Raw genomic sequence first — 22685 nt, 5'->3', positions numbered from 1 at the left:
AGGGCCGCAGCGGGTGTGCGCACCCGCCGGAAGCAGGGGCACGCACCGGGTGGAAGCGGGGATACGCACCGGGACGGAAGCGGGTGTGTGCACCGGCCGAAAAGCGCTCGTGGCCCGACTTGGCGGAAAGCCGCCTGGCGTAAAGCCGCCACGTCGTCGCCGGAACGGCGCCGACAGGCCCGGGAAACGGGCGGATCCCCTCGGACACGGGTGGAAAATCGCCAGAAGCCGACGGAAACCGCCCGACGAACGGGTCACCCCCGTGGCAACCCGACAGGGGGTGCACAGGGGGCTTACGACACGCATCGTGCGCCTCCTGTGCGCCCTATGTCGCCACAGAACCTTCCTTCGATAGGCTGTACCGAACCCGCCCGCCGCATATGCCGCGGTGCCGCGCCGTCATTGCGGCCTCCGGGTCTTCGGTACGTATCGCAGTTCATCGAGAATCTCGCACATCACGCAGCTCAAGGAGAGTCATCGAGCGATGGCCGGTCCAGCGTTCCGCGCCGCCGCCGTCCGGGTGCGCGTCCCCGCCACCAGTGCCAACCTCGGCCCGGGTTTCGACGCCCTCGGCCTGTCACTGGGGCTCTACGACGACGTGGTCGTCCGGGTGGCCGACTCCGGGCTGCACATCGACATCGCAGGTGAGGGCAGTGACACCCTGCCGCGCGACGAGAGCCACCTCCTCGTACGCTCCCTGCGCACCGCCTTCGACCTGCTGGGCGGACAGCCGCGCGGACTGGAGATCGTCTGCGCCAATCGCATCCCGCACGGACGGGGCCTCGGCTCCTCCTCCGCCGCGATCTGCGCCGGCATCGTCGCCGCGCGCGCGGTGACCATAGGAGGGGACACCAAGCTCGACGACACCGCGCTCCTGGAGCTCGCCACCGAGATCGAGGGACACCCCGACAACGTCGCGGCCTGTCTGCTGGGCGGCTTCACGCTCTCCTGGATGGAGGCCGGCGCGGCCCGTGCCATCAGGATGGATCCCGCCGATTCCATCGTTCCGGTGGTTTTCGTACCGGGAAAGCCGGTCCTCACCGAGACCGCGCGCGGACTGCTGCCGCGCACCGTGCCGCACGTCGACGCCGCCGCCAACGCGGGCCGTGCCGCGCTGCTCGTCGAGGCCCTCACCCGGCGCCCCGAGCTGCTGCTGCCCGCCACCGAGGACCGGCTGCACCAGGAGTACCGGGCCCCGGCGATGCCGGAGAGCGCGGCCCTCGTGGAGCGTCTGCGCGCGGACGGAATTCCCGCGGTGATTTCCGGCGCGGGCCCCACAGTCCTCGCTCTGGCGGACCGGGCGTCGGCCGACAAGGTCGCCGATCTCGCAGGTCAGGGCTGGGCCGCCAACCGGCTGGACCTCGACGCCCAAGGGGCGAGCGTGCTGCCGCTCGCACCCGTCGGGGTCAATTGACGGCGCACGGTTGCCGGATTTGGAGAGGGGGAATGTTTGTTGGATCCGGTAGTGTTAACCTCAAGTCTGCACCCGACCCCACCATGGCGAGGTGCTTCGTGTCCCCGTCCGGGACAACCATTCTTCCGGGAGCCTCCCAAACTGCTTTGTGCCATGCATTGGGTGCTATGCGCTGAGCAGTGCTGAGCACGCTCCGGAACCGGCGTGACCGAGCCGATGACACCGCAATTCAGTGCCACAGGCCCGGAATCGTCATCACCAGATATGTCTTCCGCCGCTTTGGCGGACCACCGCCCCGGCACGGTCCACACAGCAAGGACCAACGTCGGACAGCACAACCGGTCGCCGAGCCAGACAGGCCGACGTCCGCTCCAGGGAAGGACCCTTCGTGAGCGACACCACCGATCTGATGGGCGCACGTGTCGAGGAGACCGCTGCCGCGCCCGCCACGGACGCCTCCGCGCCTGCCACCGGTGCCGGCTCCCGGCGGCGCCGCGGTACCGGCCTCGAGGGCATGGTGCTGGCCGAGCTGCAGCAGGTCGCATCCGGCCTCGGCATCAGGGGCACCGCGCGCATGCGCAAGAGCCAGCTGATCGAGGTCATCAAGGAGGCGCAGGCCGGGGGTGCTCCGGCAGCCAAGGCCGAGGCCGCCGCCGAGACCAAGCCGAAGCGCCGGACCACCTCGAAGGCTCGTACGGGCGAGGACGCCGCTCCGGCCGAGAAGAAGGCCGAGAAGCCCGCCGCCGAGAAGGCCGTGGCTCAGCAGCAGATCGAGATTCCCGGCCAGCCCGCCAGCGAGGATGCTCCCGTGGAGCGCCGTCGTCGTCGTGCCACCGCCGAGGCCGGCAGCCCCGAGACGGTCACCGCCGAGGCGAAGGGCGAGCCGAAGGCCGAGGCGAAGGCTGAGACGCAGGGCGAGGCCAAGACCGACACCGAGGGCACCGACGGCCGTCAGGGCCGTCGCGACCGTCGTGACCGCGACCGGGGCGGCCGTGACCGCCGCGGCAAGGGCGACGAGCAGCAGGGCGGCGGCCAGCAGCGTCCGGACCGTCAGCAGCAGGGCGGTGGCGGTGGCCGCCAGGACCGCCAGCAGCGCGACAACGGACCGCGGGTCGACGAGGACGACGACTTCGAGGGCGGCCGCCGCGGCCGGCGCGGGCGCTACCGCGACCGTCGTGGCCGTCGTGGCCGTGACGAGATCGCCGAGCCGCAGCTCGCCGAGGACGACGTCCTGATCCCCGTCGCGGGCATCCTCGACATCCTCGACAACTACGCCTTCATCCGTACGTCGGGCTACCTGCCGGGTCCCAACGACGTGTACGTCTCCCTCGCCCAGGTCCGCAAGAACGGCCTGCGCAAGGGCGATCACGTCACCGGCGCGGTCCGTCAGCCCAAGGAGGGCGAGCGCCGCGAGAAGTTCAACGCGCTGGTCCGCCTCGACTCCGTCAACGGCATGGCGCCCGAACACGGCCGTGGCCGCCCGGAGTTCACCAAGCTGACGCCGCTGTACCCGCAGGACCGGCTCCGCCTGGAGACCGACCCGGGCGTGCTGACCACCCGCATCATCGACCTTGTCGCGCCGATCGGTAAGGGCCAGCGCGGTCTGATCGTGGCCCCGCCGAAGACCGGCAAGACCATGATCATGCAGGCGATCGCCAACGCGATCACCCACAACAACCCCGAATGCCACCTGATGGTCGTCCTCGTCGACGAGCGTCCGGAAGAGGTCACCGACATGCAGCGGTCGGTCAAGGGCGAGGTCATCTCCTCGACCTTCGACCGCCCGGCCGAGGACCACACCACGGTCGCCGAGCTCGCCATCGAGCGAGCCAAGCGCCTGGTGGAGCTGGGCCACGACGTCGTCGTGCTGCTCGACTCGATCACGCGTCTGGGCCGTGCGTACAACCTCGCCGCGCCGGCCTCCGGCCGCATCCTGTCCGGTGGTGTCGACTCGACGGCCCTCTACCCGCCGAAGCGCTTCTTCGGTGCCGCGCGCAACATCGAGGACGGCGGCTCGCTGACCATCCTGGCGACCGCGCTCGTCGACACCGGCTCCCGCATGGACGAGGTGATCTTCGAGGAGTTCAAGGGCACCGGCAACGCCGAGCTCAAGCTCGACCGGAAGCTCGCCGACAAGCGCATCTTCCCGGCGGTGGACGTCGACGCGTCCGGCACCCGTAAGGAAGAGATCCTGCTCGGCAGCGACGAGCTCGCCATCACCTGGAAGCTGCGCCGCGTGCTGCACGCGCTCGACCAGCAGCAGGCGATCGAGCTGCTGCTCGACAAGATGAAGCAGACGAAGTCGAACGCCGAGTTCCTGCTCCAGATCCAGAAGACGACGCCGATGCCGGGCAACGGCAACGACTGAGTCCGTAGGACAAGCAAGACAAGGGCCGCCCCCGTCACGCAGGTGACGGGGGCGGCCCTTTGCGCTGCCTGGGGCAGGTGTACGATCTCGCTTCTTTCAGCATTCACTGAATTCCAGCATTGAATTCACCTGTCTCAGGGGGGACTTGAGTGGATACATCCATATCCGGCCGGGGTCGTCACAGACGTCGGATACGCATCGCCATACCCGTCGCGGCGGCAGGCCTGGCGGCAGCGGTCGCCGGCGCGCTCCTGATGTCGTCCGCGAACGCCGCCACGGCGCTGCCCACGCCGACCGTCAAGCCCAGCACGTCCTCGCCCTCCCTGAGCGAGCTGACGAAGCGGGTCGCGGGAGCCGTGGCGGGCGACGACACCGCGGGCGAGACGACCAAGAAGTCGTCGCTGAGCGCGAGCACCGACAGCGCGAGCGTCGACCCGAAGATCATCGGTGGCAGCCAGACCACCATCACCACCGCCCCGTGGATGGCACAGCTCTGGTACTACGACGACAAGGGCACCACGAGCGAGAGCGACGACCTCGGCTTCTTCTGCGGCGGCTCCGTCGTGTCGCCGACGAAGATCCTCACCGCCGCGCACTGCGTCAAGGGCTACGACTGGCACGCCAACGGCGCCGTCGTGACGGGCACCGCGCAGCTGCCGACCACCGACTCCTCGGGCAACACCGACCTGCACGGCGGCACCGTCTCGGGTGTCTGGCGGCAGTGGAACCACCCCTCGTACAGCTCGACGACCATCGACAACGACATCGCGGTCATCACGCTGCCGAGCCCCGTCAAGGCCAAGCCGATCCGCATGACGACGTCCGGTGACACCACCTCGTACGCGTCCGGCACCAAGGCCACGCTGTACGGCTGGGGCCGCACCAGCTCCACCAGCGAGGACATCTCCGAGACGCTGAAGACGGCCACGCTGCCCATCAAGTCCGACACCACCTGCGCCGGCTACTACGGCAGCGACTTCGTCAAGGGCCACATGGTCTGCGCGGGCGACGCGGCGACCGGCAGCGACACCGGGACCACCACGGCGTGCAACGGCGACTCCGGCGGCCCGCTGATCGTCGGCGGCCGAATCGTCGGCGTCGTCTCCTGGGGTGTGAAGGACTGTGTCGAGAAGGGCGCGTACAGCGTCTTCTCCAAGGTGAGCACGTACGTGGGCGCGGCCTGGCCGCGGGTGGAGGACACCAACCTCAGCGGCGACCACAAGGCCGACCTCTGGGTGCGCAACTCCTCCACGAAGACCGGGTACGAGAAGGACTCCAAGGGCACCTCGTTCGCCGCCCGTCAGTCGTGGGGGAACTGGAACGGCGTCAACGTCGTGCTCCAGACCGACCTGAACCGTGACGGCTACCAGGACCTCGTGGTCCGCGACAGCAGCAACGGCAACGTCTACTGGTCGCACTACGTCCCGGCGAGCGAGAGCTGGTCCACCGACAAGATCTTCAGCAGCTGGGGCACCCGCACCCGGATCATCGCCCCCGGCGACATCACCGGCGACGGCCTGCCCGACATGCTCTCCGTCGACTCCGCCGGAGCGATGTGGGAGTACCCGGGCAAGGGCAACGGCACCTTCTCCGCGCGCATCCAGGTCCGCACCGGCTGGAACCAGTACAACTCCATCCGCGGCCACGGCGACTTCACCGGCGACGGCAAGGCCGACCTGATCGCGCGCAGCAAGACCGGCTCGTACGTGTACCTGTACAAGGGCACCGGCAAGACCGGCAGCGAGGCCTTCTCCAGCCGCATCAAGGTGCGCACCTGGAGCGGCTACAACGCCTTCGACGCCCCCGGCGACGTGACCGGCGACGGCAAGGCCGACTTCCTGGCCCGCACGCCCGGCGGCACGCTCTACCTGTACCCGGGCACCGGCAAGGCGACCACGGAGATCTTCGCCACAAGAATCTCGGTCGGCACCGATTTCAAGCAGTACGACATCTTCGGCTGAAATCGCAGGTGAACGCGGGTTCGCCCGCTTTCGCCGGTGACGCAACGTGCCCACCGCGCCACGCGGTGGGCACATTGCGTTGTGCAACCCTTTCCCGGGTTTCCCCGTCTGACCGTACGGAGTGACCATGGAGCGGTACCCGTAGTCACGACCTGATGGGCTTGGCCCTGAAAGCAGGGGGTAACCGACCGCAGACACAGGACTGAGGAGCACATGCCTGCCGAGAGCACGCCGGAACCCGGCATACCGGGGGAGCCCGGCACCAGCGCCCCGCGTCAACGCGGGAAGGGCCGACGCCGCAAGACGCGCAGCGCGCGGCGCAAGGCCCTCCTGATCACGGCCTGGACGGCCGCGGGTGTGGTCGTGCTGGGGGGTACCGGCGCGGGAATCCTGTACTTCAAGCTCAACGGCAACCTCAAGAACGTCGACATCAACGGCGCCCTCGGCACGGACCGGCCCACGAAGGTCGACAACGGCTCGGAGAACATCCTCGTCCTGGGCTCCGACACACGCTCCGGCAGCAACAAGAAGCTCGGCGGCGGCGCCGACGACGGCAGCGCCCGGTCCGACACGGCGATGATCGTGCACGTGTACAAGGGCCACAAGAAGGCGAGCGTCGTCTCCATACCCCGCGACACCCTCGTCGAGCGGCCCTCCTGCACCGACCCCGAGGGCGTCACCCACGACGCGGCCTCCGGCGTGATGTTCAATTCGGCCTACTCGACCGGCGGCGCCGCCTGCGCGGTCAAGACCGTCGAGTCCATGACCGGCATCCGCATGGACCACTACCTCGAGGTCGACTTCAGCGGCTTCCAGAAGCTCATCGACGACCTGGGCGGGGTGGACATCACCACCACCAAGGACATCTCCGACCCGGACAGCCACCTGCATCTGAAGGCCGGCCCGCACACGCTCGACGGCGAGCAGGCACTCGGCCTGGTCCGCACCCGGCACGGCGTCGGCGACGGCTCCGACCTCGGCCGCATCCAGCTCCAGCAGGCCTTCATCAAGGCCCTGGTGCAGCAGGTCAAGGACGTCGGCGTGCTGACCAGCCCGAAGAAGCTGTACGACCTCGCCGACACCGCGACCAAGACCGTCACCACCGACTCCGAGATCGGTTCGGTCGCCGAGCTCGCGTCCTTCGCCGACGGCCTCAAGGGCATCAACTCGTCCCACATGACGATGGTGACGATGCCGGTCCAGTACGACGCCGCGGACGCCAACCGCGTCCTCGTCGACAAGGCCAAGTCGAAGCTGGTGTGGGACGCCCTCAAGAACGACCGGGCGATCCCCAAGGCGGCCACCAAGGGCACCGCCACGGGCACCGCCAAGGGCGTCGTCACCTCCTGAGGCTCCTGAGGCGCCCGCCTGCGGACCCCGGCGGTCCGCCGCGGTCCGCCGGGCTCCCGAGGCGTACGCCGGGGCCCGTGAAAGCGCCGCGAAGGGTTCCGGGGGCGGTCAGGGGAAGGCCGGGGGCGGTCCGGGGAGCGCCCGGAAGCGGTCCGGGGAGCGCTCGGAAGCGGTCCCGGGACGGCTCGGGAATAGATCCTCCACCACCCCGGTTTTGGGGGATGCGCCCAGTCCTGGCAGACTGGTACGTCGGCTCCGGTTCACGCTCCCGCATCCCGCGGCGGCGACCCGGCGCCCTCCCGAAACTAGGAGACACCTTGAAGCGCGACATCCACCCCGAGTACGTCGAGACGCAGGTCAGCTGCACCTGTGGCGCGTCGTTCACCACGCGTAGCACGATCGAATCCGGCACCATCCGTGCCGAGGTCTGCTCCGAGTGCCACCCGTTCTACACGGGCAAGCAGAAGATCCTCGACACCGGTGGCCGCGTGGCCCGCTTCGAGGCCCGCTTCGGCAAGGCTGCCGCTGCCAAGAAGTAGCGAGCCCACAGCGCCGGTCTCCGGTGTCCCCTGCACGGGGGCGCCGGGACCGGCGCTTTGCGGTGCAGCCCCCTCCCCCGAGCTCGCGCACACGCCCGAGCAGGGGGGACCCCCATGCCGTACCTACGTCCCGAGCCCATGATGGAGCTGGGGACAGTCCATTGGAGCCGGAGATGTTCGAGGCGGTCGAGGAACTCATCGGCGAGCACGCCGACCTGGAGAAGAAGCTCGCTGACCCGTCGGTGCACGCCGACCAGGCCAACGCGCGCAAGCTCAACAAGCGCTACGCCGAGCTGACCCCGATCGTCGCGACGTACCGCTCCTGGAAGCAGGCCGGGGACGACATCGAGACGGCGAAGGAGTTCGCCGCCGACGACCCCGACTTCGCCGCCGAGGTCAAGGACCTGGAGAAGCAGCGCGAGGAGCTCACCGAGAAGCTGCGCCTCCTGCTGGTCCCGCGCGACCCCAGCGACGACAAGGACGTGATCCTGGAGATCAAGGCGGGCGCGGGCGGCGACGAGTCCGCCCTGTTCGCCGGCGACCTGCTGCGCATGTACCTGCGGTACGCCGAGCGCGTCGGCTGGAAGACCGAGATCATCGACTCCACCGAGTCGGAGCTCGGCGGCTACAAGGACGTCCAGGTCGCCGTGAAGACCAAGGGCGGCCAGGGCGCCACCGAGCCCGGCCAGGGCGTGTGGGCCCGTCTGAAGTACGAGGGCGGGGTGCACCGCGTGCAGCGGGTGCCGTCGACCGAGTCGCAGGGCCGCATCCACACCTCCGCCGCGGGCGTGCTGGTCACGCCGGAGGCCGAGGAGGTCGACGTCGAGATCCACGCGAACGATCTGCGCATCGACGTGTACCGCTCGTCGGGCCCCGGCGGCCAGTCCGTCAACACGACCGACTCGGCGGTGCGCATCACGCACATTCCCACCGGAGTCGTCGCTTCCTGCCAGAACGAGAAGAGCCAGCTGCAGAACAAGGAGCAGGCGATGCGTATCCTGCGCTCCAGGCTCCTCGCGGCGGCGCAGGAGGAAGCGGAGCGGGAGGCCGCGGACGCCCGCCGCAGCCAGGTCCGTACCGTCGACCGCTCCGAGAAGATCCGTACGTACAACTTCCCGGAGAATCGCATCTCGGACCACCGGGTCGGCTTCAAGGCGTACAACTTGGACCAGGTCCTCGACGGCGACCTCGACTCGGTGATCCAGGCCTGCGTCGACGCGGACTCGGCGGCCAAGCTCGCCGCCGCGTAACAGCGGCGGCGGCAACCAGCACACGACAACAGCTCAGCCCCGGAGGACCAGCGTGAACCTGCTGCTCGCGGAAGTGGCCCAGGCCACCCAGCGGCTGGCCGACGCCGGCGTGCCCTCGCCGCGCAACGACGCGGAGGAGCTCGCGGCCTTCGTGCACGGCGTCAAGCGGGGCGAGCTGCACACCGTCAAGGACGCGGACTTCGACGCCCGTTACTGGGAGGTGACCGCGCGCCGCGAGGCCCGCGAGCCGCTCCAGCACATCACCGGGCGGGCCTACTTCCGCTATCTGGAACTCCAGGTCGGGCCCGGAGTGTTCGTGCCCCGGCCGGAGACCGAGTCGGTGGTCGGCTGGGCCATAGACGCCGTCCGCGCGATGGACGTCGTCGAACCCCTGATCGTGGACCTGTGCACCGGTTCGGGCGCCATCGCGCTCGCCCTGGCGCAGGAGGTGCCGCGCTCCCGCGTGCACGCCGTGGAGCTGTCCGAGGACGCCCTGCGGTGGACGCGCAAGAACGTCGAGGGGTCCAGGGTCGACCTGCGCCAGGGAGACGCACTGGAGGCCTTCCCGGACCTCGACGGCCAGGTGGACCTGGTGGTCTCCAACCCGCCGTACATCCCGCTGACGGAGTGGGAGTACGTCGCTCCGGAGGCCCGGGACTACGATCCCGAACTCGCCCTGTTCTCCGGCGAGGACGGACTCGACCTCATCCGCGGCATCGAGCGCACCGCGCACCGGTTGCTGCGCCCCGGCGGCGTCGTCGTCATCGAGCACGCCGACACCCAGGGCGGACAGGTGCCGTGGATCTTCACCGAGGAGCGGGGCTGGGCCGACGCGGCCGACCACCCGGACCTCAACAACCGGCCGCGGTTCGCGACCGCCCGCAAGGCGATGCCGTGAGCACGCGCATCACGTTCCCCAGCCAGCAGTACGTGTACGAGGAGGCCCGCTAAATGGCACGGCGATACGACACCAACGACGCGACCGACCGCACCACCGGTCTGCGTGAGGCAGCGTCCGCCGTCCGCCGTGGCGAGCTGGTGGTCCTCCCGACCGACACCGTGTACGGCGTGGGCGCCGACGCGTTCTCCTCGGAGGCCGTCGCCGACCTCCTGGAGGCCAAGGGCCGGGGCCGCAACATGCCCACCCCCGTCCTCATCGGCTCCCCGAACACCCTGCACGGCCTCGTCACGGACTTCTCCGAGATGGCCTGGGAGCTCGTCGACGCCTTCTGGCCGGGCGCCCTGACGCTCGTCACCAAGCACCAGCCGTCCCTCCAGTGGGACCTCGGGGACACCCGTGGCACCGTCGCCGTGCGCATGCCGCTGCACCCGGTCGCCATCGAACTGCTCACCGAGGTCGGCCCGATGGCCGTGTCGTCCGCGAACCTCACCGGCCACCCGGCGCCGGAGGACTGCGACGCCGCGCAGGAGATGCTCGGCGACTCCATCTCGGTCTACCTGGACGGCGGCCCCACCCCGGGCAACGTGCCCTCCTCGATCGTCGACGTGACGGGCAAGGTGCCCGTGCTGCTGCGTGCGGGCGCACTGTCGGCGGACGAGCTCCGGAAGGTCGTACCCGACCTCGAGGTGGCGAATTGACAGCCCCTGACACCTCCCGGCCCGCGGCTCCGCTCGACCAGGGGGCACCCCCATGCGTGGCATAGGCGAGGGGATCACGGAGGCCGGCGGGCTCTCCGGCGGGTCCTTCCGCATCCTCCACGTCAGCACCGGCAACGTGTGCCGTTCGCCGATCACCGAGCGGCTGACCCGGCATGCCCTGGCGGACCGCCTCGGCGACCCCCTGTGGGGCGGCCTGATCGTGGAGAGCGCCGGAACCTGGGGCCACGAGGGCGCGCCCATGGAGGCCAACGCCGAGACGGTCCTCGCCGATTTCGGTGCGGACGCCTCCGGCTTCGTCGGGCGGGAACTCCTCGACGAGCACGTCATCCGCGCCGACCTGGTCCTGACCGCCACCCGTGACCACCGGGCCCAGGTCATCTCGATGGGCCACTCCGCGGGCCTGCGCACCTTCACCCTGAAGGAGTTCACCCGCCTCGTACGGGCGATAGACCCGGCGACGCTTCCGCCGCTGGACGACGGGGTCGTCGAACGCGCCCGCGCCCTCGTGCGGGCCGCCGCCGCGCTGCGCGGATGGCTGCTGGCCCCGACCGCCGAGGCGGACGAGGTGTACGACCCGTACGGGGCGCCGCTGCCGTTCTTCCGGTCGATCGGGGACGAGATCAACGAGGCGCTGGACCCCGTGGTGACCGCGCTGACGGGTGTGCCGGCCCGGGCCTAGCCCTGACGCAACGACCGCGCGCGGTGCGAATGGTGGTGATACCGGGCGCACCACCGGCCCCGGTTCTACATTGGGACGTAGCGTCCCCCCGCCGAGGTCCGGAGTCCACCATGCCGGTCACACAAACGCTCGAAGCGGACGTCCTGCGCCGCCAGGACCCCGAGCTCGCCGAGATCATCCTCGGGGAGCTCGACCGGCAGTCCACCACGCTCCAGCTGATCGCGGCCGAGAACTTCACCTCGCCCGCCGTGCTGGCCGCGCTCGGCTCGCCGCTCGCCAACAAGTACGCCGAGGGCTACCCCGGCGCCCGACATCACGGCGGGTGCGAGATCGTCGACGTCGCGGAGCGTCTCGCCGTGGACCGCGCCAAGGCGCTCTTCGGGTCCGCCCACGCCAACGTGCAGTCCCACTCCGGGTCTTCGGCGGTCCTCGCCGCGTACGCCGCCCTGCTGCGGCCCGGTGACACCGTGCTCGCCCTGGGACTGCCCTTCGGCGGCCACCTCACCCACGGTTCGCCCGCGAACTTCTCCGGCCGCTGGTTCGACTTCGTCGGATACGGCGTCGAGGCCGACAGCGGGCTCATCGACTACGCGCAGGTGCGCACGCTCGCCAGGACGCACCGGCCCAAGGCCCTGGTGTGCGGTTCGATCGCCTACCCGCGCCACATCGACTACGCCGTCTTCCGCGAGATCGCCGACGAGGTGGGCGCCTATCTCATCGCCGACGCCGCACATCCCATCGGGCTCGTGGCCGGGGGAGCCGCACCCAACCCGGTGCCGTACGCCGATGTCGTGTGCGCGACGACGCACAAGGTGCTGCGCGGTCCTCGCGGCGGCATGATCCTGTGCGGGGCGGAGCTGGCCGAGCGGGTCGACCGGGCGGTCTTCCCGTTCACACAGGGCGGTGCGCAGATGCACACCATCGCCGCCAAGGCCGTCGCGTTCGGCGAGGCGGCGACCCCGGCCTACACGGCCTACGCCCACCAGGTGGTCGCCAACGCGAAAGTGCTCGCGGAGCGGCTGGCGGCGCAGGGCCTGCACATCACCACCGGCGGTACCGACACTCATCTGCTGGCCGCGGACCCGGCGCCGCTCGGCCTCGACGGACGTACCGCGCGCGGACGCCTGGCCGCGGCGGGCATGGTCCTCGACACGTGTGCGCTTCCCCACGGGGACGCGCGCGGACTGCGGCTGGGCACGGCCGCCCTGACCACGCAGGGCATGGGCGAGGCGGAGATGGTGTGGATCGCGGACCTGTTCGCCGGGGTGCTGCGCGAGGACGTCGACGCCAGGACCGCGCGTGAAGATGTGCGGGAGCTCACCGGAAGATTTCCGCCCTATCCGGACTGAGCGGGGGTACTCGCACACTCGTGCACAGCCACTCGTGCAACCATCGTCGCTACCCGGAAGTCCCCAACCATATGCGTGCATCGCTAGGGTGTGGGGCTGAGATGGCCAGCGAGACCTGTGGGGAAGCCCGTGCGTGAATACCTGCTGACGCTCTGCATCACGGCCGCGGTGACGTACCTGCTGACAGGACCGGTACGGAAATTCGCGATCGTGGCCGGAGCCATGCCGGAGATCCGTGCGCGCGACGTGCACCGGGAACCCACTCCGCGCCTCGGCGGGATCGCGATGTTCTTCGGGCTGTGCGCGGGACTGCTGGTCGCCGACCACCTGAAGAACCTCAACGCGGTCTTCTCCAACTCCAACGAGCCGCGGGCACTGCTGTCCGGTGCCGCGCTGATCTGGCTCATCGGTGTCCTCGACGACAAGTTCGAGATCGACGCGTTGATCAAGCTCGGCGGTCAGATGATCGCCGCGGGCGTGATGGTCGTGCAAGGTCTGACGATCCTGTGGCTGCCCATCCCCGGCGTCGGCCTGGTGGCGCTCACCCAGTGGCAGGGCACGCTGCTGACCGTGGCCCTCGTCGTGATCACGATCAACGCCGTGAACTTCGTGGACGGCCTCGACGGTCTCGCCGCGGGCATGGTGTGCATCGCCTCCGCCGCGTTCTTCCTGTACGCGTACCGCATCTGGTACAGCTACGGCATCGAGGCCGCGGCCCCGGCGACGCTCTTCGCGGCCATCCTCATGGGCATGTGCCTCGGCTTCCTGCCGCACAACATGCATCCCGCGCGGATCTTCATGGGCGACTCCGGCTCGATGCTCATCGGGCTCGTGCTGGCGGCCGGCGCCATCTCCATCACCGGGCAGATCGACCCCGACGCGATGAACCTGTTCTCCGGTTCGGAGCGCAACACCGTGCACCAGACGGTGCCCGTCTACATCCCGCTGCTGCTCCCGCTGACGATCATCGCGGTGCCGGCCGCCGACCTGGTGCTGGCGATCGTGCGGCGCACCTGGCGCGGCCAGTCCCCGTTCGCCGCCGACCGCGGGCACCTGCACCACCGTCTCCTCGAGGTCGGGCACTCGCACAGCCGCGCGGTCCTGATCATGTACTTCTGGTCCGCGCTGATCGCCTTCGGCGCCCTCGCCTTCTCGGTCAACTCGGCGTCCATGTGGATCGTGCTCGGCATCGCCGCGCTCAGCGCGGTCGGCCTCGTCCTGCTCCTGCTGCCGCGCTTCACCCCGCGCGCCCCGCAGTGGGCCGAGCGTCTCGTGCCGCCGCGCTACCGGCGCCGCAGGGGGGCCTCCTCGGCCGCCGCCGAGGCGGGGCAGGAGGTCACGCACGGGACGGCGGAGGCCGACGAGCCGGACGAGGCGCGCGAGCACCGTGCGCCGGTCGTGGCAGGTGTCTCGGGAGTCAACGGAGCGACGGCCATCGGCCCCCGTTCGCGCTTCCTGGATGGGCGCAACGCCGGGTCGTCGCGCTGACGCGAAGGTAAGAATCTGACTAACGCGTGACCAAGTCGTGGGGGTGCAAAGCGCCCCAATAACAGACAAGTCCACGCTGTTCTTGCACAGACGCGCAGGTTCACTCTCATGTGTGACAGCGAGCACACCAACCAGGTAAAGACCTCATCAAATAGTTTGTGATACGGTTCACGAGAACCCGGGATAGAGCCGAAGGACCGTAGTGCGACGGTCCCTTGGCGTGAGGTTCTCTCTCAGCCCGGGACTACGCTCGTCCATGACGACACGCCCCCCTTACAAGCGGAGTTGCCGCCATGCCGTCCAATGACGCCCGGATCCTCCTACAGGCCGCTGTACCCACAGCTGCCGTCGGCGCTGTTGCCGCCGTCGTCAGTGGTGTGGTCGCCGGCGGCAAGGGAGCGATCGGGGCCGTCGTCGCGACGCTGGTCGTGATCCTCTTCATGGGGCTCGGGCTCTACGTCCTGCAGCGCACCGCCAAATCGCTTCCGCACCTGTTCCAGGCGATGGGTCTGCTGCTCTACACGGCGCAGATCCTGCTGCTGTTCGTCTTCGTCGCCGCGTTCAAGAACACGTCGCTGTTCAACCCCAAGGCCTTCGCACTCACCCTGGTCGCCACCACGCTCGTGTGGATCGGCGCACAGGCGCGTGCCCACATGAAGGCCAAGATCCTTTACGTCGAACCCGACTCTTCGAAGGGCGACAAGCCCGAAAAGTCGGGGCACTCGTCGTGAGGGGTAGGGCCGGGATAAGTGCGCGTAAGAGATCCTGCTATCGTCCGGTGCCAACTGCGGCATCGCGGGCGCGGGCATCTGAGCTGACGCCTGCTCAATCGCGAGGCTTGATGCCCCACAGCCGCCCCCACATCCGTAACACCAGTCCAGTGCCGAACCGCGGCTGCGCGCCGCGCCGACACAACGAGGTTGCCGTACCTATGCGCCACGCTGAAGGAGCCCGCGGTGAGTGCTGACCCGACGCAGGTGCTCGCCTTCGAGACCGACTGCCACATCTTCGACGGCTGTGGCTTCCCGGCTCCCGGCCTGCACTCGTTCCTGTTCGAGCCCCTCTGGGGCGACGGTGACAGCAACGTGTACTTCAACAAGACGATGCTGCTGGCGCTGCTCGGCTCGATCATCGTTATCGGCTTCTTCTGGGCCGCCTTCCGCAAGCCGAAGGTCGTCCCGGGCAAGCTGCAGATGGTCGCCGAGGCGGGCTACGACTTCATCCGCCGCGGCGTCGTCTACGAGACGATCGGCAAGAAGGAAGGCGAGAAGTACGTTCCGCTGATCGTCTCGCTGTTCTTCTTCATCTGGATGATGAACCTCTGGTCGATCATTCCGGTCGCCCAGTTCCCGGTCACCGCGATCATCGCGTACCCCGCCGTTCTGGCACTGATCGTCTACGTCCTGTGGGTCTCGCTGACCTTCAAGCGGCACGGCTTCGTCGGTGCGCTCAAGAACTTCACCGGCTACGACAAGTCGCTCGGCCCGGTCCTCCCGCTGGCCATGTTCATCGAGTTCCTCTCGAACCTGATCGTCCGGCCGTTCACGCACGCCGTGCGACTCTTCGCGAACATGTTCGCGGGTCACACGCTGCTGCTGCTGTTCACGATCGCCAGCTGGTACCTGCTCAACGGCATCGGCATCGCGTACGCGGGTGTCTCGTTCATCATGACGCTCGTCATGACGGCCTTCGAGCTGTTCATCCAGGCCCTGCAGGCGTACGTGTTCGTGCTGCTGACCTGCACCTTCATCCAGGGCGCGCTGGCCGAGCACCACTGAGCGCCGCCCCTCTCGACCCCGCACTCGTCCGGTGGCCAACCCCCACCGGTCCGTAAAGAAAAGGAAGAACTGGCATGTCCCAGACCCTTGCCGCTGTCTCCGGCTCGCTCGGCTCGATCGGTTACGGCCTCGCGGCCATCGGCCCCGGCGTCGGCGTCGGCATCATCTTCGGTAACGGCACCCAGGCGCTCGCCCGTCAGCCTGAGGCCGCCGGTCTGATCCGCGCCAACCAGATCCTCGGCTTCGCCTTCTGTGAGGCGCTCGCCCTCATCGGTCTGGTCATGCCGTTCGTCTACGGCACCTGATCGACCGATCAGCAACAGCCCACTAGACGAAAGGCACTGAAATGAGCCACCTGCTCATTCTGGCGGCCGAGGAGAAGGAAAACCCCCTCGTTCCGCCGATCCCCGAGCTTGTCATCGGCCTGATCGCCTTCGTCATCGTCTTCGGCTTCCTGGCCTGGAAGCTCCTCCCGAACATCAACAAGGTTCTGGAGCAGCGTCGCGAGGCCATCGAGGGCGGTATCGAAAAGGCCGAGGCCGCTCAGACCGAGGCCCAGAGCGTTCTCGAGCAGTACAAGGCTCAGCTCGCCGAGGCCCGTCACGAGGCCGCGCGCCTGCGCCAGGAGGCACAGGAGCAGGGCGCCACGCTCATCGCCGAGATGCGCGCGGAAGGCCAGCGGCAGCGCGAGGAGATCGTCGCCGCCGGTCACACGCAGATCGAGGCCGACCGCAAGGCCGCCGCTCAGGCACTGCGTCAGGACGTCGGCCACCTGGCCACCGACCTGGCCGGCAAGCTCGTCGGCGAGTCCCTCGAGGACCACGCCCGGCAGAGCCGCGTCATCGACCGTTTCCTCTCCGAGCTTGAGGAGAAGGCCGAGGCGGCTCGATGACAGCGCACGGAGCGAGCCGCGAGGCAACCGCAGCCGCACGTGAGCGTCTCGACGCGCTGACGGACTCGGCGTCCGTGGACGCGGCGCAGCTCGCCGACGAGCTCGCCGCCGTCACCGCGCTGCTCGACCGCGAGGTGTCGCTGCGTCGGGTCCTCACCGACCCGGCGCAGCCCGCCGAGGCCAAGGCCGAGCTGGTCCAGCGCCTGCTCGGCGCCCAGGTGGGCGGCAGCGCCGCCGACCTGGTGTCCGGCATGGTGCGTTCTCGCTGGTCGCAGCCTCGTGACCTGGTGGACGCCCTCGAGGAGCTCACCGCAACCGCCGACCTCACGGCGGCGCAGCGCAGGGGTGCGCTCGACAACGTCGAGGACGAGCTGTTCCGCTTCGGCCGGATCGTCTCCTCGAACACCGAGCTGCGCGCCGCGCTGACCGACCGGGCCGCCGCCAAGGCAGCCAAGAGCCAGCTGCTGCGCAGCCTGCTCGGCGGCCGGGCCGACGTGACGACCGAGCGTCTGGTGACGCGCCTTGTGACCGCGCCTCGCGGACGTAGCCTGGAAGCGGGACTCGAGTCCCTGTCCAGGCTTGCCGCCGAGCGACGCAACCGCATGGTGGCCGTGGTCACCTCGGCGGTGCCGCTGAGTGACGGACAGAAGCAGCGCCTCGGCGCCGCTCTGGCGAAGCTCTACGGCCGTCCGATGCACCTCAACCTCGACGTGGACCCCGATGTCCTCGGCGGGATCCGGGTGCAGGTCGGCGACGAAGTCATCAACGGTTCCCTCGCGGACCGTCTCGAGGACGCCGCCCGCCGCATGGCGAGCTAGTAACCCCATAAGCAGTACGCAATTACGGCCCATGTTGGGCCGTGCAGAGGATTCACCTCTCATAGGGGGGAGTCCCCATCCCCCCAAAGTGAAACTTCGGGCCCAACAAGGAGAGCAGGGAACCCAGATGGCGGAGCTCACGATCCGGCCGGAGGAGATCCGGGACGCGCTGGAGAACTTTGTCCAGTCGTACCAGCCGGACGCGGCCTCGCGCGAGGAGGTCGGTACGGTCACCGTCGCCGGCGACGGTATCGCCAAGATCGAGGGCCTTCCCTCGGCCATGGCCAACGAGCTGCTGAAGTTCGAGGACGGAACCCTCGGTCTCGCGCTGAACCTGGAAGAGCGCGAGATCGGTGCGGTCGTCCTCGGCGAGTTCGGCGGCATCGAGGAGGGCCAGCCGGTGCAGCGCACCGGTGAGGTGCTGTCCGTCGCCGTCGGCGAGGGCTACCTCGGCCGTGTTGTCGACCCGCTCGGCAACCCGATCGACGGCCTCGGCGAGATCGAGACCACCGGCCGCCGCGCCCTCGAGCTGCAGGCCCCGGGCGTCATGGTCCGTAAGTCGGTGCACGAGCCGATGGAGACCGGCTACAAGGCCGTCGACGCGATGACGCCGATCGGCCGTGGTCAGCGTCAGCTGATCATCGGCGACCGTCAGACCGGCAAGACCGCGCTGGCCGTCGACACGATCATCAACCAGCGCGACAACTGGCGCACCGGCGACCCGAAGAAGCAGGTCCGCTGCATCTACGTCGCCATCGGTCAGAAGGGCTCGACCATCGCCTCCGTGCGTGGCGCCCTCGAAGAGGCCGGCGCGCTGGAGTACACGACCATCGTCGCCGCCCCGGCGTCCGACCCGGCCGGCTTCAAGTACCTGGCGCCGTACACCGGCTCGGCCATCGGCCAGCAGTGGATGTACGAGGGCAAGCACGTCCTCATCATCTTCGACGACCTCTCGAAGCAGGCCGACGCCTACCGCGCCGTGTCCCTGCTGCTCCGCCGTCCGCCGGGGCGCGAGGCCTACCCCGGTGACGTCTTCTACCTGCACTCCCGTCTGCTTGAGCGCTGCGCGAAGCTCTCCGACGACCTGGGTGCCGGTTCGATGACGGGTCTGCCGATCGTCGAGACCAAGGCGAACGACGTGTCGGCGTTCATCCCGACCAACGTCATCTCCATCACCGACGGCCAGTGCTTCCTGGAGTCCGACCTGTTCAACGCCGGTCAGCGTCCGGCCCTGAACGTCGGTATCTCGGTCTCCCGTGTCGGTGGCTCCGCCCAGCACAAGGCGATGAAGCAGGTCTCCGGCCGGCTCCGCCTCGACCTCGCCCAGTACCGCGAGCTGGAGGCCTTCGCCGCCTTCGGTTCCGACCTGGACGCCGCGTCGAAGTCGCAGCTGGAGCGCGGTCAGCGCCTGGTGGAGCTGCTCAAGCAGGCTCAGTACCAGCCGATGCCGACCGAGGACCAGGTCGTCTCCGTGTGGGCCGGCACCACCGGCAAGATGGACGACGTGCCGGTCGCCGACATCCGCCGCTTCGAGAAGGAGCTCCTGGAGTACCTGCACCGCAAGGAGCAGGGCCTCATGACCTCCATCAAGGAGGGCGGCAAGATGTCGGACGACACCCTCACCGCCATCGCGGACGGCATCGCGGACTTCAAGAAGCAGTTCGAGACCTCGGACGGGAAGCTTCTCGGCGAGGACGCTCCGGCCGCCGCCAAGTGACGTAAGGAAGGGACCTGACTCATGGGAGCCCAGCTCCGGGTCTACAAGCGTCGCATCCGATCCGTCACCGCGACCAAGAAGATCACCAAGGCGATGGAGATGATCGCCGCCTCGCGTGTCGTCAAGGCGCAGCGCAAGGTGGCGGCCTCCACGCCGTACGCGACCGAGCTCACCCGCGCGGTCACGGCGGTCGGTACCGGCTCGAACACCAAGCACCCGCTGACGACGGAGGCGGAGACGGCGACCCGTTCCGCGGTGCTGCTCCTCACGAGCGACCGCGGTCTGGCCGGCGCCTTCAACTCCAACGCCATCAAGGCCGCCGAGCAGCTGACGGCGCGCCTCGAGGCCGAGGGCAAGGAGGTCGACACGTACATCGTCGGCCGCCGCGGTCTGGCCCACTACAACTTCCGCGAGCGCAAGGTCGTGGATTCGTGGTCGGGTTTCACCGATGAGCCCACCTACGCGGACGCGAAGAAGGTCGCGGGTCCGCTCATCGAGGCCATCGAGAAGGAGACGGCGGTGGGCGGCGTGGACGAGCTCCACATCGTCTACACCGAGTTCGTCTCGATGATGACGCAGACGGCCATCGACGGCCGGCTGCTGCCGCTTCGCCTCGAAGAGGTCGCGGAGGAAGCGCCCAAGGGCGAGATCCTTCCGCTGTTCGAGTTCGAGCCGTCGGCGGAGGACGTCCTTGACGCTCTTCTGCCGCGCTACGTCGAGAGCCGTATCTACAACGCGCTGCTCCAGTCGGCTGCCTCCAAGCACGCCGCCACGCGCCGCGCGATGAAGTCGGCGACCGACAACGCGGGAGACCTGATCACCACGCTCTCCCGACTTGCCAATGCGGCCCGCCAGGCCGAAATCACCCAGGAAATCAGCGAGATCGTCGGTGGCTCCGCAGCCCTTGCCGACGCGACCGCGGGGAGTGACAAGTAATGACGACGACTTCTGAGACGGCCGTTGCCACGGGCCGCGTCGCCCGGGTCATCGGCCCGGTCGTCGACGTGGAGTTCCCCGTCGACGCGATGCCGGACATCTACAACGCCCTTCACGTCGAGGTGGCCGACCCGGCCAACGCCGGCGAGAAGAAGACGCTGACCCTGGAAGTCGCCCAGCACCTGGGTGACGGCCTGGTCCGCACGATCTCCATGCAGCCCACCGACGGTCTGGTCCGCCAGGCCGCCGTCACCGACACCGGCACCGGCATCACGGTCCCGGTCGGCGACTTCACCAAGGGCAAGGTGTTCAACACCCTCGGCGAGGTGCTGAACGTCGACGAGAAGTACGAGGGCGAGCGCTGGTCCATCCACCGCAAGGCCCCGCGCTTCGACGAGCTCGAGTCGAAGACCGAGATGTTCGAGACCGGCGTCAAGGTCATCGACCTTCTCACCCCGTACGTCAAGGGTGGAAAGATCGGTCTGTTCGGTGGTGCCGGCGTCGGCAAGACGGTGCTCATCCAGGAGATGATCTACCGCGTCGCCAACAACCACGACGGTGTCTCCGTGTTCGCCGGTGTCGGCGAGCGCACCCGTGAGGGCAACGACCTCATCGAGGAGATGGCGGACTCGGGCGTCATCGACAAGACCGCCCTTGTCTTCGGCCAGATGGACGAGCCCCCGGGCACCCGTCTGCGCGTGGCCCTGGCCGGTCTGACCATGGCGGAGTACTTCCGCGATGTGCAGAAGCAGGACGTGCTGTTCTTCATCGACAACATCTTCCGCTTCACCCAGGCCGGTTCCGAGGTCTCGACCCTGCTCGGCCGCATGCCCTCCGCGGTGGGCTACCAGCCGAACCTGGCCGACGAGATGGGTCTCCTCCAGGAGCGCATCACCTCGACCCGTGGTCACTCGATCACCTCGATGCAGGCGATCTACGTCCCCGCGGACGACCTGACCGACCCGGCCCCGGCCACCACGTTCGCCCACCTCGACGCGACGACGGTTCTCTCCCGTCCGATCTCCGAGAAGGGCATCTACCCGGCCGTGGACCCGCTGGACTCCACGTCCCGCATCCTGGACCCGCGTTACATCGCCGCGGACCACTACGCCGCTGCGATGCGGGTGAAGTCGGTTCTGCAGAAGTACAAGGACCTCCAGGACATCATCGCGATCCTCGGTATCGACGAGCTGGGCGAAGAGGACAAGCTCACCGTCCACCGTGCCCGTCGCGTGGAGCGCTTCCTGTCCCAGAACACCCACGTCGCCAAGCAGTTCACCGGCGTCGACGGGTCGGACGTCCCGCTGGACGAGTCGATCGCGGCCTTCAACGCGATCATCGACGGTGAGTACGACCACTTCCCGGAGCAGGCGTTCTTCCTGTGCGGTGGCATTGAGGACCTCAAGGCCAACGCCAAGGAGCTCGGCGTCTCCTGAACCTCGTGTTCTGAGTGAGGGGGGCGCGGCCGCGCCTCGCGGGGTGCGGTCCGTCCCCCTCCGTACGCCTACTAGACTTTGACCCAACACCCGGCAGCAACGCCGGGTGGTGACCCGAGGAGCCCACCTTGGCTGCTGAGCTGCACGTCGAGCTCGTCGCCGCGGACCGTAGTGTCTGGTCCGGCGAGGCCACCCTGGTCGTCGCGCGTACCGCGTCCGGCGACATCGGCGTCATGCCCGGTCACCAGCCGCTTCTCGGTGTGCTGGAGTCGGGCCCGGTGACCATCCGTACGAGTGATGGTGGAACGGTCGTCGCCGCGGTGCACGGCGGTTTCATCTCGTTCGCCGACAACAAGCTGTCGCTGCTGGCCGAGATCGCCGAGCTGTCGGACGAGATCGACGTCCAGCGTGCGGAGCGGGAGCTCGAGCGCGCGAAGGCGGAGGGCGATGCCTCCGCCGAGCGTCGCGCGGACGTCCGCCTGCGGGCGGTGTCGGCGCGCTGACCCCAGCGCGCACGGAATGACGTGACTCAGCCGCGGCCGGGACTGGAGACATCCAGACCGGGCCGCGGCTGAGGCGATGCGGGTGATTTTTTCCGTTTCATTACCTGCTTTACCTAGGAGACGAGGAGGTCGGTGTCGATGGTCCTCGCTCTGACTGTGTGCGGGTTGGTAGTGGCGCTCGTGGTCGTGGGCCTTTTCGTCTTCGGCCTCCGTCGCCGGCTGATCCAGCGCTCCGGCGGCACATTCGACTGCAGCCTGCGGTGGGACGTCCCGGAGGACGGTGACCCCAGCGGCAAGGGCTGGAGCTACGGGGTGGCCCGCTACAACGGCGACCGCATCGAGTGGTACCGCGTCTTCTCCTACGCACCGCGCCCGCGTCGTGTGCTGGAGCGTTCCGCGATCGAGGTGGCCGGCCGCCGGGCCCCGGAGGGCGAGGAGGAGCTGGCCCTGCTCTCCGACGCCATCATCCTCGCCTGTCTGCACCGCGGGACACGGCTCGAACTGGCGATGAGCGAGGACGCCCTGACGGGATTCCTCGCGTGGCTGGAGGCCGCTCCACCCGGACAGCGGGTGAACGTGGCCTGAGA

General features: G+C 68.9%; 21 protein-coding genes. All 21 read left to right on the top strand.

Annotation, left to right across the window (positions count from 1 at the left end; translation table 11 throughout):
• Positions 1 to 484: 484 nt before the first annotated feature.
• The 21 genes from thrB (at position 485) to ABEB03_RS19090 (ending at position 22683) form a co-directional block, all read left to right on the top strand.
• The gene (thrB, locus tag ABEB03_RS19190) at positions 485 to 1414 is read left to right on the top strand and encodes a homoserine kinase (RefSeq protein WP_345650251.1); all 930 of its coding nucleotides are present in this window, start codon (positions 485 to 487) and stop codon (positions 1412 to 1414) included.
• Positions 1415 to 1802: 388 nt separating this feature from the next.
• On the top strand, positions 1803 to 3782 hold the full coding sequence (gene rho, locus ABEB03_RS19185) for a transcription termination factor Rho (RefSeq protein ID WP_345650248.1): 1980 nt from the start codon (positions 1803 to 1805) through the stop codon (positions 3780 to 3782).
• 149 nt (positions 3783 to 3931) lie between these two features.
• The gene (locus ABEB03_RS19180; protein ID WP_345650245.1) at positions 3932 to 5743 is read left to right on the top strand and encodes a trypsin-like serine protease; all 1812 of its coding nucleotides are present in this window, start codon (positions 3932 to 3934) and stop codon (positions 5741 to 5743) included.
• Positions 5744 to 5956: 213 nt separating this feature from the next.
• Positions 5957 to 7093: an LCP family protein gene (locus ABEB03_RS19175; RefSeq protein WP_345650242.1), complete on the top strand. Its 1137-nt coding sequence runs from the start codon at positions 5957 to 5959 to the stop codon at positions 7091 to 7093.
• A gap of 317 nt (positions 7094 to 7410) precedes the next feature.
• Positions 7411 to 7632: a 50S ribosomal protein L31 gene (gene rpmE, locus ABEB03_RS19170; protein WP_028804216.1), complete on the top strand. Its 222-nt coding sequence runs from the start codon at positions 7411 to 7413 to the stop codon at positions 7630 to 7632.
• A 173-nt stretch (positions 7633 to 7805) separates the two neighbouring features.
• Positions 7806 to 8882: a peptide chain release factor 1 gene (gene prfA / locus ABEB03_RS19165; RefSeq protein WP_345650239.1), complete on the top strand. Its 1077-nt coding sequence runs from the start codon at positions 7806 to 7808 to the stop codon at positions 8880 to 8882.
• Between the two features lie 52 nt (positions 8883 to 8934).
• Positions 8935 to 9780 (top strand): peptide chain release factor N(5)-glutamine methyltransferase, encoded by an 846-nt coding sequence (gene prmC, locus ABEB03_RS19160; RefSeq protein ID WP_095936669.1) that lies wholly within the window; start codon positions 8935 to 8937, stop codon positions 9778 to 9780.
• Positions 9781 to 9833: 53 nt separating this feature from the next.
• Complete coding sequence (locus ABEB03_RS19155) at positions 9834 to 10481, top strand: L-threonylcarbamoyladenylate synthase (protein ID WP_345650234.1); 648 nt, start codon at positions 9834 to 9836, stop codon at positions 10479 to 10481.
• Between the two features lie 52 nt (positions 10482 to 10533).
• Positions 10534 to 11181 carry an arsenate reductase/protein-tyrosine-phosphatase family protein gene (locus tag ABEB03_RS19150; RefSeq protein ID WP_345650231.1) on the top strand — a complete coding sequence of 216 codons (648 nt, stop codon included), beginning with the start codon at positions 10534 to 10536 and terminating at the stop codon, positions 11179 to 11181.
• A 110-nt stretch (positions 11182 to 11291) separates the two neighbouring features.
• Positions 11292 to 12530 (top strand): serine hydroxymethyltransferase, encoded by a 1239-nt coding sequence (locus ABEB03_RS19145; protein ID WP_345650228.1) that lies wholly within the window; start codon positions 11292 to 11294, stop codon positions 12528 to 12530.
• Positions 12531 to 12659: 129 nt separating this feature from the next.
• Complete coding sequence (locus ABEB03_RS19140) at positions 12660 to 14018, top strand: MraY family glycosyltransferase (RefSeq protein ID WP_345650225.1); 1359 nt, start codon at positions 12660 to 12662, stop codon at positions 14016 to 14018.
• A gap of 293 nt (positions 14019 to 14311) precedes the next feature.
• Positions 14312 to 14749 carry a hypothetical protein gene (locus tag ABEB03_RS19135; protein WP_095936674.1) on the top strand — a complete coding sequence of 146 codons (438 nt, stop codon included), beginning with the start codon at positions 14312 to 14314 and terminating at the stop codon, positions 14747 to 14749.
• Positions 14750 to 14959: 210 nt separating this feature from the next.
• Positions 14960 to 15796 (top strand): F0F1 ATP synthase subunit A, encoded by an 837-nt coding sequence (atpB, locus tag ABEB03_RS19130; protein WP_179332583.1) that lies wholly within the window; start codon positions 14960 to 14962, stop codon positions 15794 to 15796.
• Positions 15797 to 15870: 74 nt separating this feature from the next.
• Entirely contained in the window at positions 15871 to 16101 is a 231-nt protein-coding gene (gene atpE / locus ABEB03_RS19125; protein WP_028804225.1) for an ATP synthase F0 subunit C, read from the top strand.
• Between the two features lie 41 nt (positions 16102 to 16142).
• Entirely contained in the window at positions 16143 to 16688 is a 546-nt protein-coding gene (locus ABEB03_RS19120) for a F0F1 ATP synthase subunit B (RefSeq protein ID WP_345650219.1), read from the top strand.
• Positions 16685 to 17506, top strand: a complete 822-nt coding sequence (locus ABEB03_RS19115; protein WP_345650216.1) for a F0F1 ATP synthase subunit delta — start codon at positions 16685 to 16687, stop codon at positions 17504 to 17506. The genes ABEB03_RS19120 and ABEB03_RS19115 overlap by 4 nt, the downstream gene beginning before the upstream one ends.
• A gap of 127 nt (positions 17507 to 17633) precedes the next feature.
• The gene (gene atpA / locus ABEB03_RS19110) at positions 17634 to 19223 is read left to right on the top strand and encodes a F0F1 ATP synthase subunit alpha (protein WP_345650213.1); all 1590 of its coding nucleotides are present in this window, start codon (positions 17634 to 17636) and stop codon (positions 19221 to 19223) included.
• A gap of 21 nt (positions 19224 to 19244) precedes the next feature.
• On the top strand, positions 19245 to 20159 hold the full coding sequence (locus ABEB03_RS19105; RefSeq protein WP_345650210.1) for a F0F1 ATP synthase subunit gamma: 915 nt from the start codon (positions 19245 to 19247) through the stop codon (positions 20157 to 20159).
• Positions 20159 to 21595, top strand: a complete 1437-nt coding sequence (atpD, locus tag ABEB03_RS19100) for a F0F1 ATP synthase subunit beta (protein WP_345650208.1) — start codon at positions 20159 to 20161, stop codon at positions 21593 to 21595. The genes ABEB03_RS19105 and atpD overlap by 1 nt, the downstream gene beginning before the upstream one ends.
• Before the next feature lie 128 nt (positions 21596 to 21723).
• Positions 21724 to 22098: a F0F1 ATP synthase subunit epsilon gene (locus ABEB03_RS19095; RefSeq protein ID WP_345650206.1), complete on the top strand. Its 375-nt coding sequence runs from the start codon at positions 21724 to 21726 to the stop codon at positions 22096 to 22098.
• Positions 22099 to 22236: 138 nt separating this feature from the next.
• The gene (locus ABEB03_RS19090; protein ID WP_095936681.1) at positions 22237 to 22683 is read left to right on the top strand and encodes a DUF2550 domain-containing protein; all 447 of its coding nucleotides are present in this window, start codon (positions 22237 to 22239) and stop codon (positions 22681 to 22683) included.
• Positions 22684 to 22685 lie beyond the last annotated feature (2 nt).

This window comes from Streptomyces siamensis (genome assembly GCF_039543605.1).
Taxonomy (GTDB): Bacteria; Actinomycetota; Actinomycetes; order Streptomycetales; family Streptomycetaceae; genus Streptomyces; species Streptomyces siamensis.
Note: the sequence above shows the minus strand (reverse complement) of the source record. Positions and strands in the feature narration are given on the sequence as shown.

Coding starts and splice junctions, on each gene's coding strand:
- ABEB03_RS19090 (WP_095936681.1), top strand. CDS start 22,237: ATGGTCCTCGCTCTGACTGTGTGCGGGTTGGTAGTGGCGCTCGTGGTC.
- ABEB03_RS19145 (WP_345650228.1), top strand. CDS start 11,292: ATGCCGGTCACACAAACGCTCGAAGCGGACGTCCTGCGCCGCCAGGAC.
- prfA (WP_345650239.1), top strand. CDS start 7,806: ATGTTCGAGGCGGTCGAGGAACTCATCGGCGAGCACGCCGACCTGGAG.
- ABEB03_RS19155 (WP_345650234.1), top strand. CDS start 9,834: ATGGCACGGCGATACGACACCAACGACGCGACCGACCGCACCACCGGT.
- ABEB03_RS19115 (WP_345650216.1), top strand. CDS start 16,685: ATGACAGCGCACGGAGCGAGCCGCGAGGCAACCGCAGCCGCACGTGAG.
- ABEB03_RS19135 (WP_095936674.1), top strand. CDS start 14,312: ATGCCGTCCAATGACGCCCGGATCCTCCTACAGGCCGCTGTACCCACA.
- atpA (WP_345650213.1), top strand. CDS start 17,634: ATGGCGGAGCTCACGATCCGGCCGGAGGAGATCCGGGACGCGCTGGAG.
- atpD (WP_345650208.1), top strand. CDS start 20,159: ATGACGACGACTTCTGAGACGGCCGTTGCCACGGGCCGCGTCGCCCGG.
- ABEB03_RS19105 (WP_345650210.1), top strand. CDS start 19,245: ATGGGAGCCCAGCTCCGGGTCTACAAGCGTCGCATCCGATCCGTCACC.
- ABEB03_RS19120 (WP_345650219.1), top strand. CDS start 16,143: ATGAGCCACCTGCTCATTCTGGCGGCCGAGGAGAAGGAAAACCCCCTC.
- thrB (WP_345650251.1), top strand. CDS start 485: ATGGCCGGTCCAGCGTTCCGCGCCGCCGCCGTCCGGGTGCGCGTCCCC.
- ABEB03_RS19150 (WP_345650231.1), top strand. CDS start 10,534: ATGCGTGGCATAGGCGAGGGGATCACGGAGGCCGGCGGGCTCTCCGGC.
- ABEB03_RS19175 (WP_345650242.1), top strand. CDS start 5,957: ATGCCTGCCGAGAGCACGCCGGAACCCGGCATACCGGGGGAGCCCGGC.
- atpE (WP_028804225.1), top strand. CDS start 15,871: ATGTCCCAGACCCTTGCCGCTGTCTCCGGCTCGCTCGGCTCGATCGGT.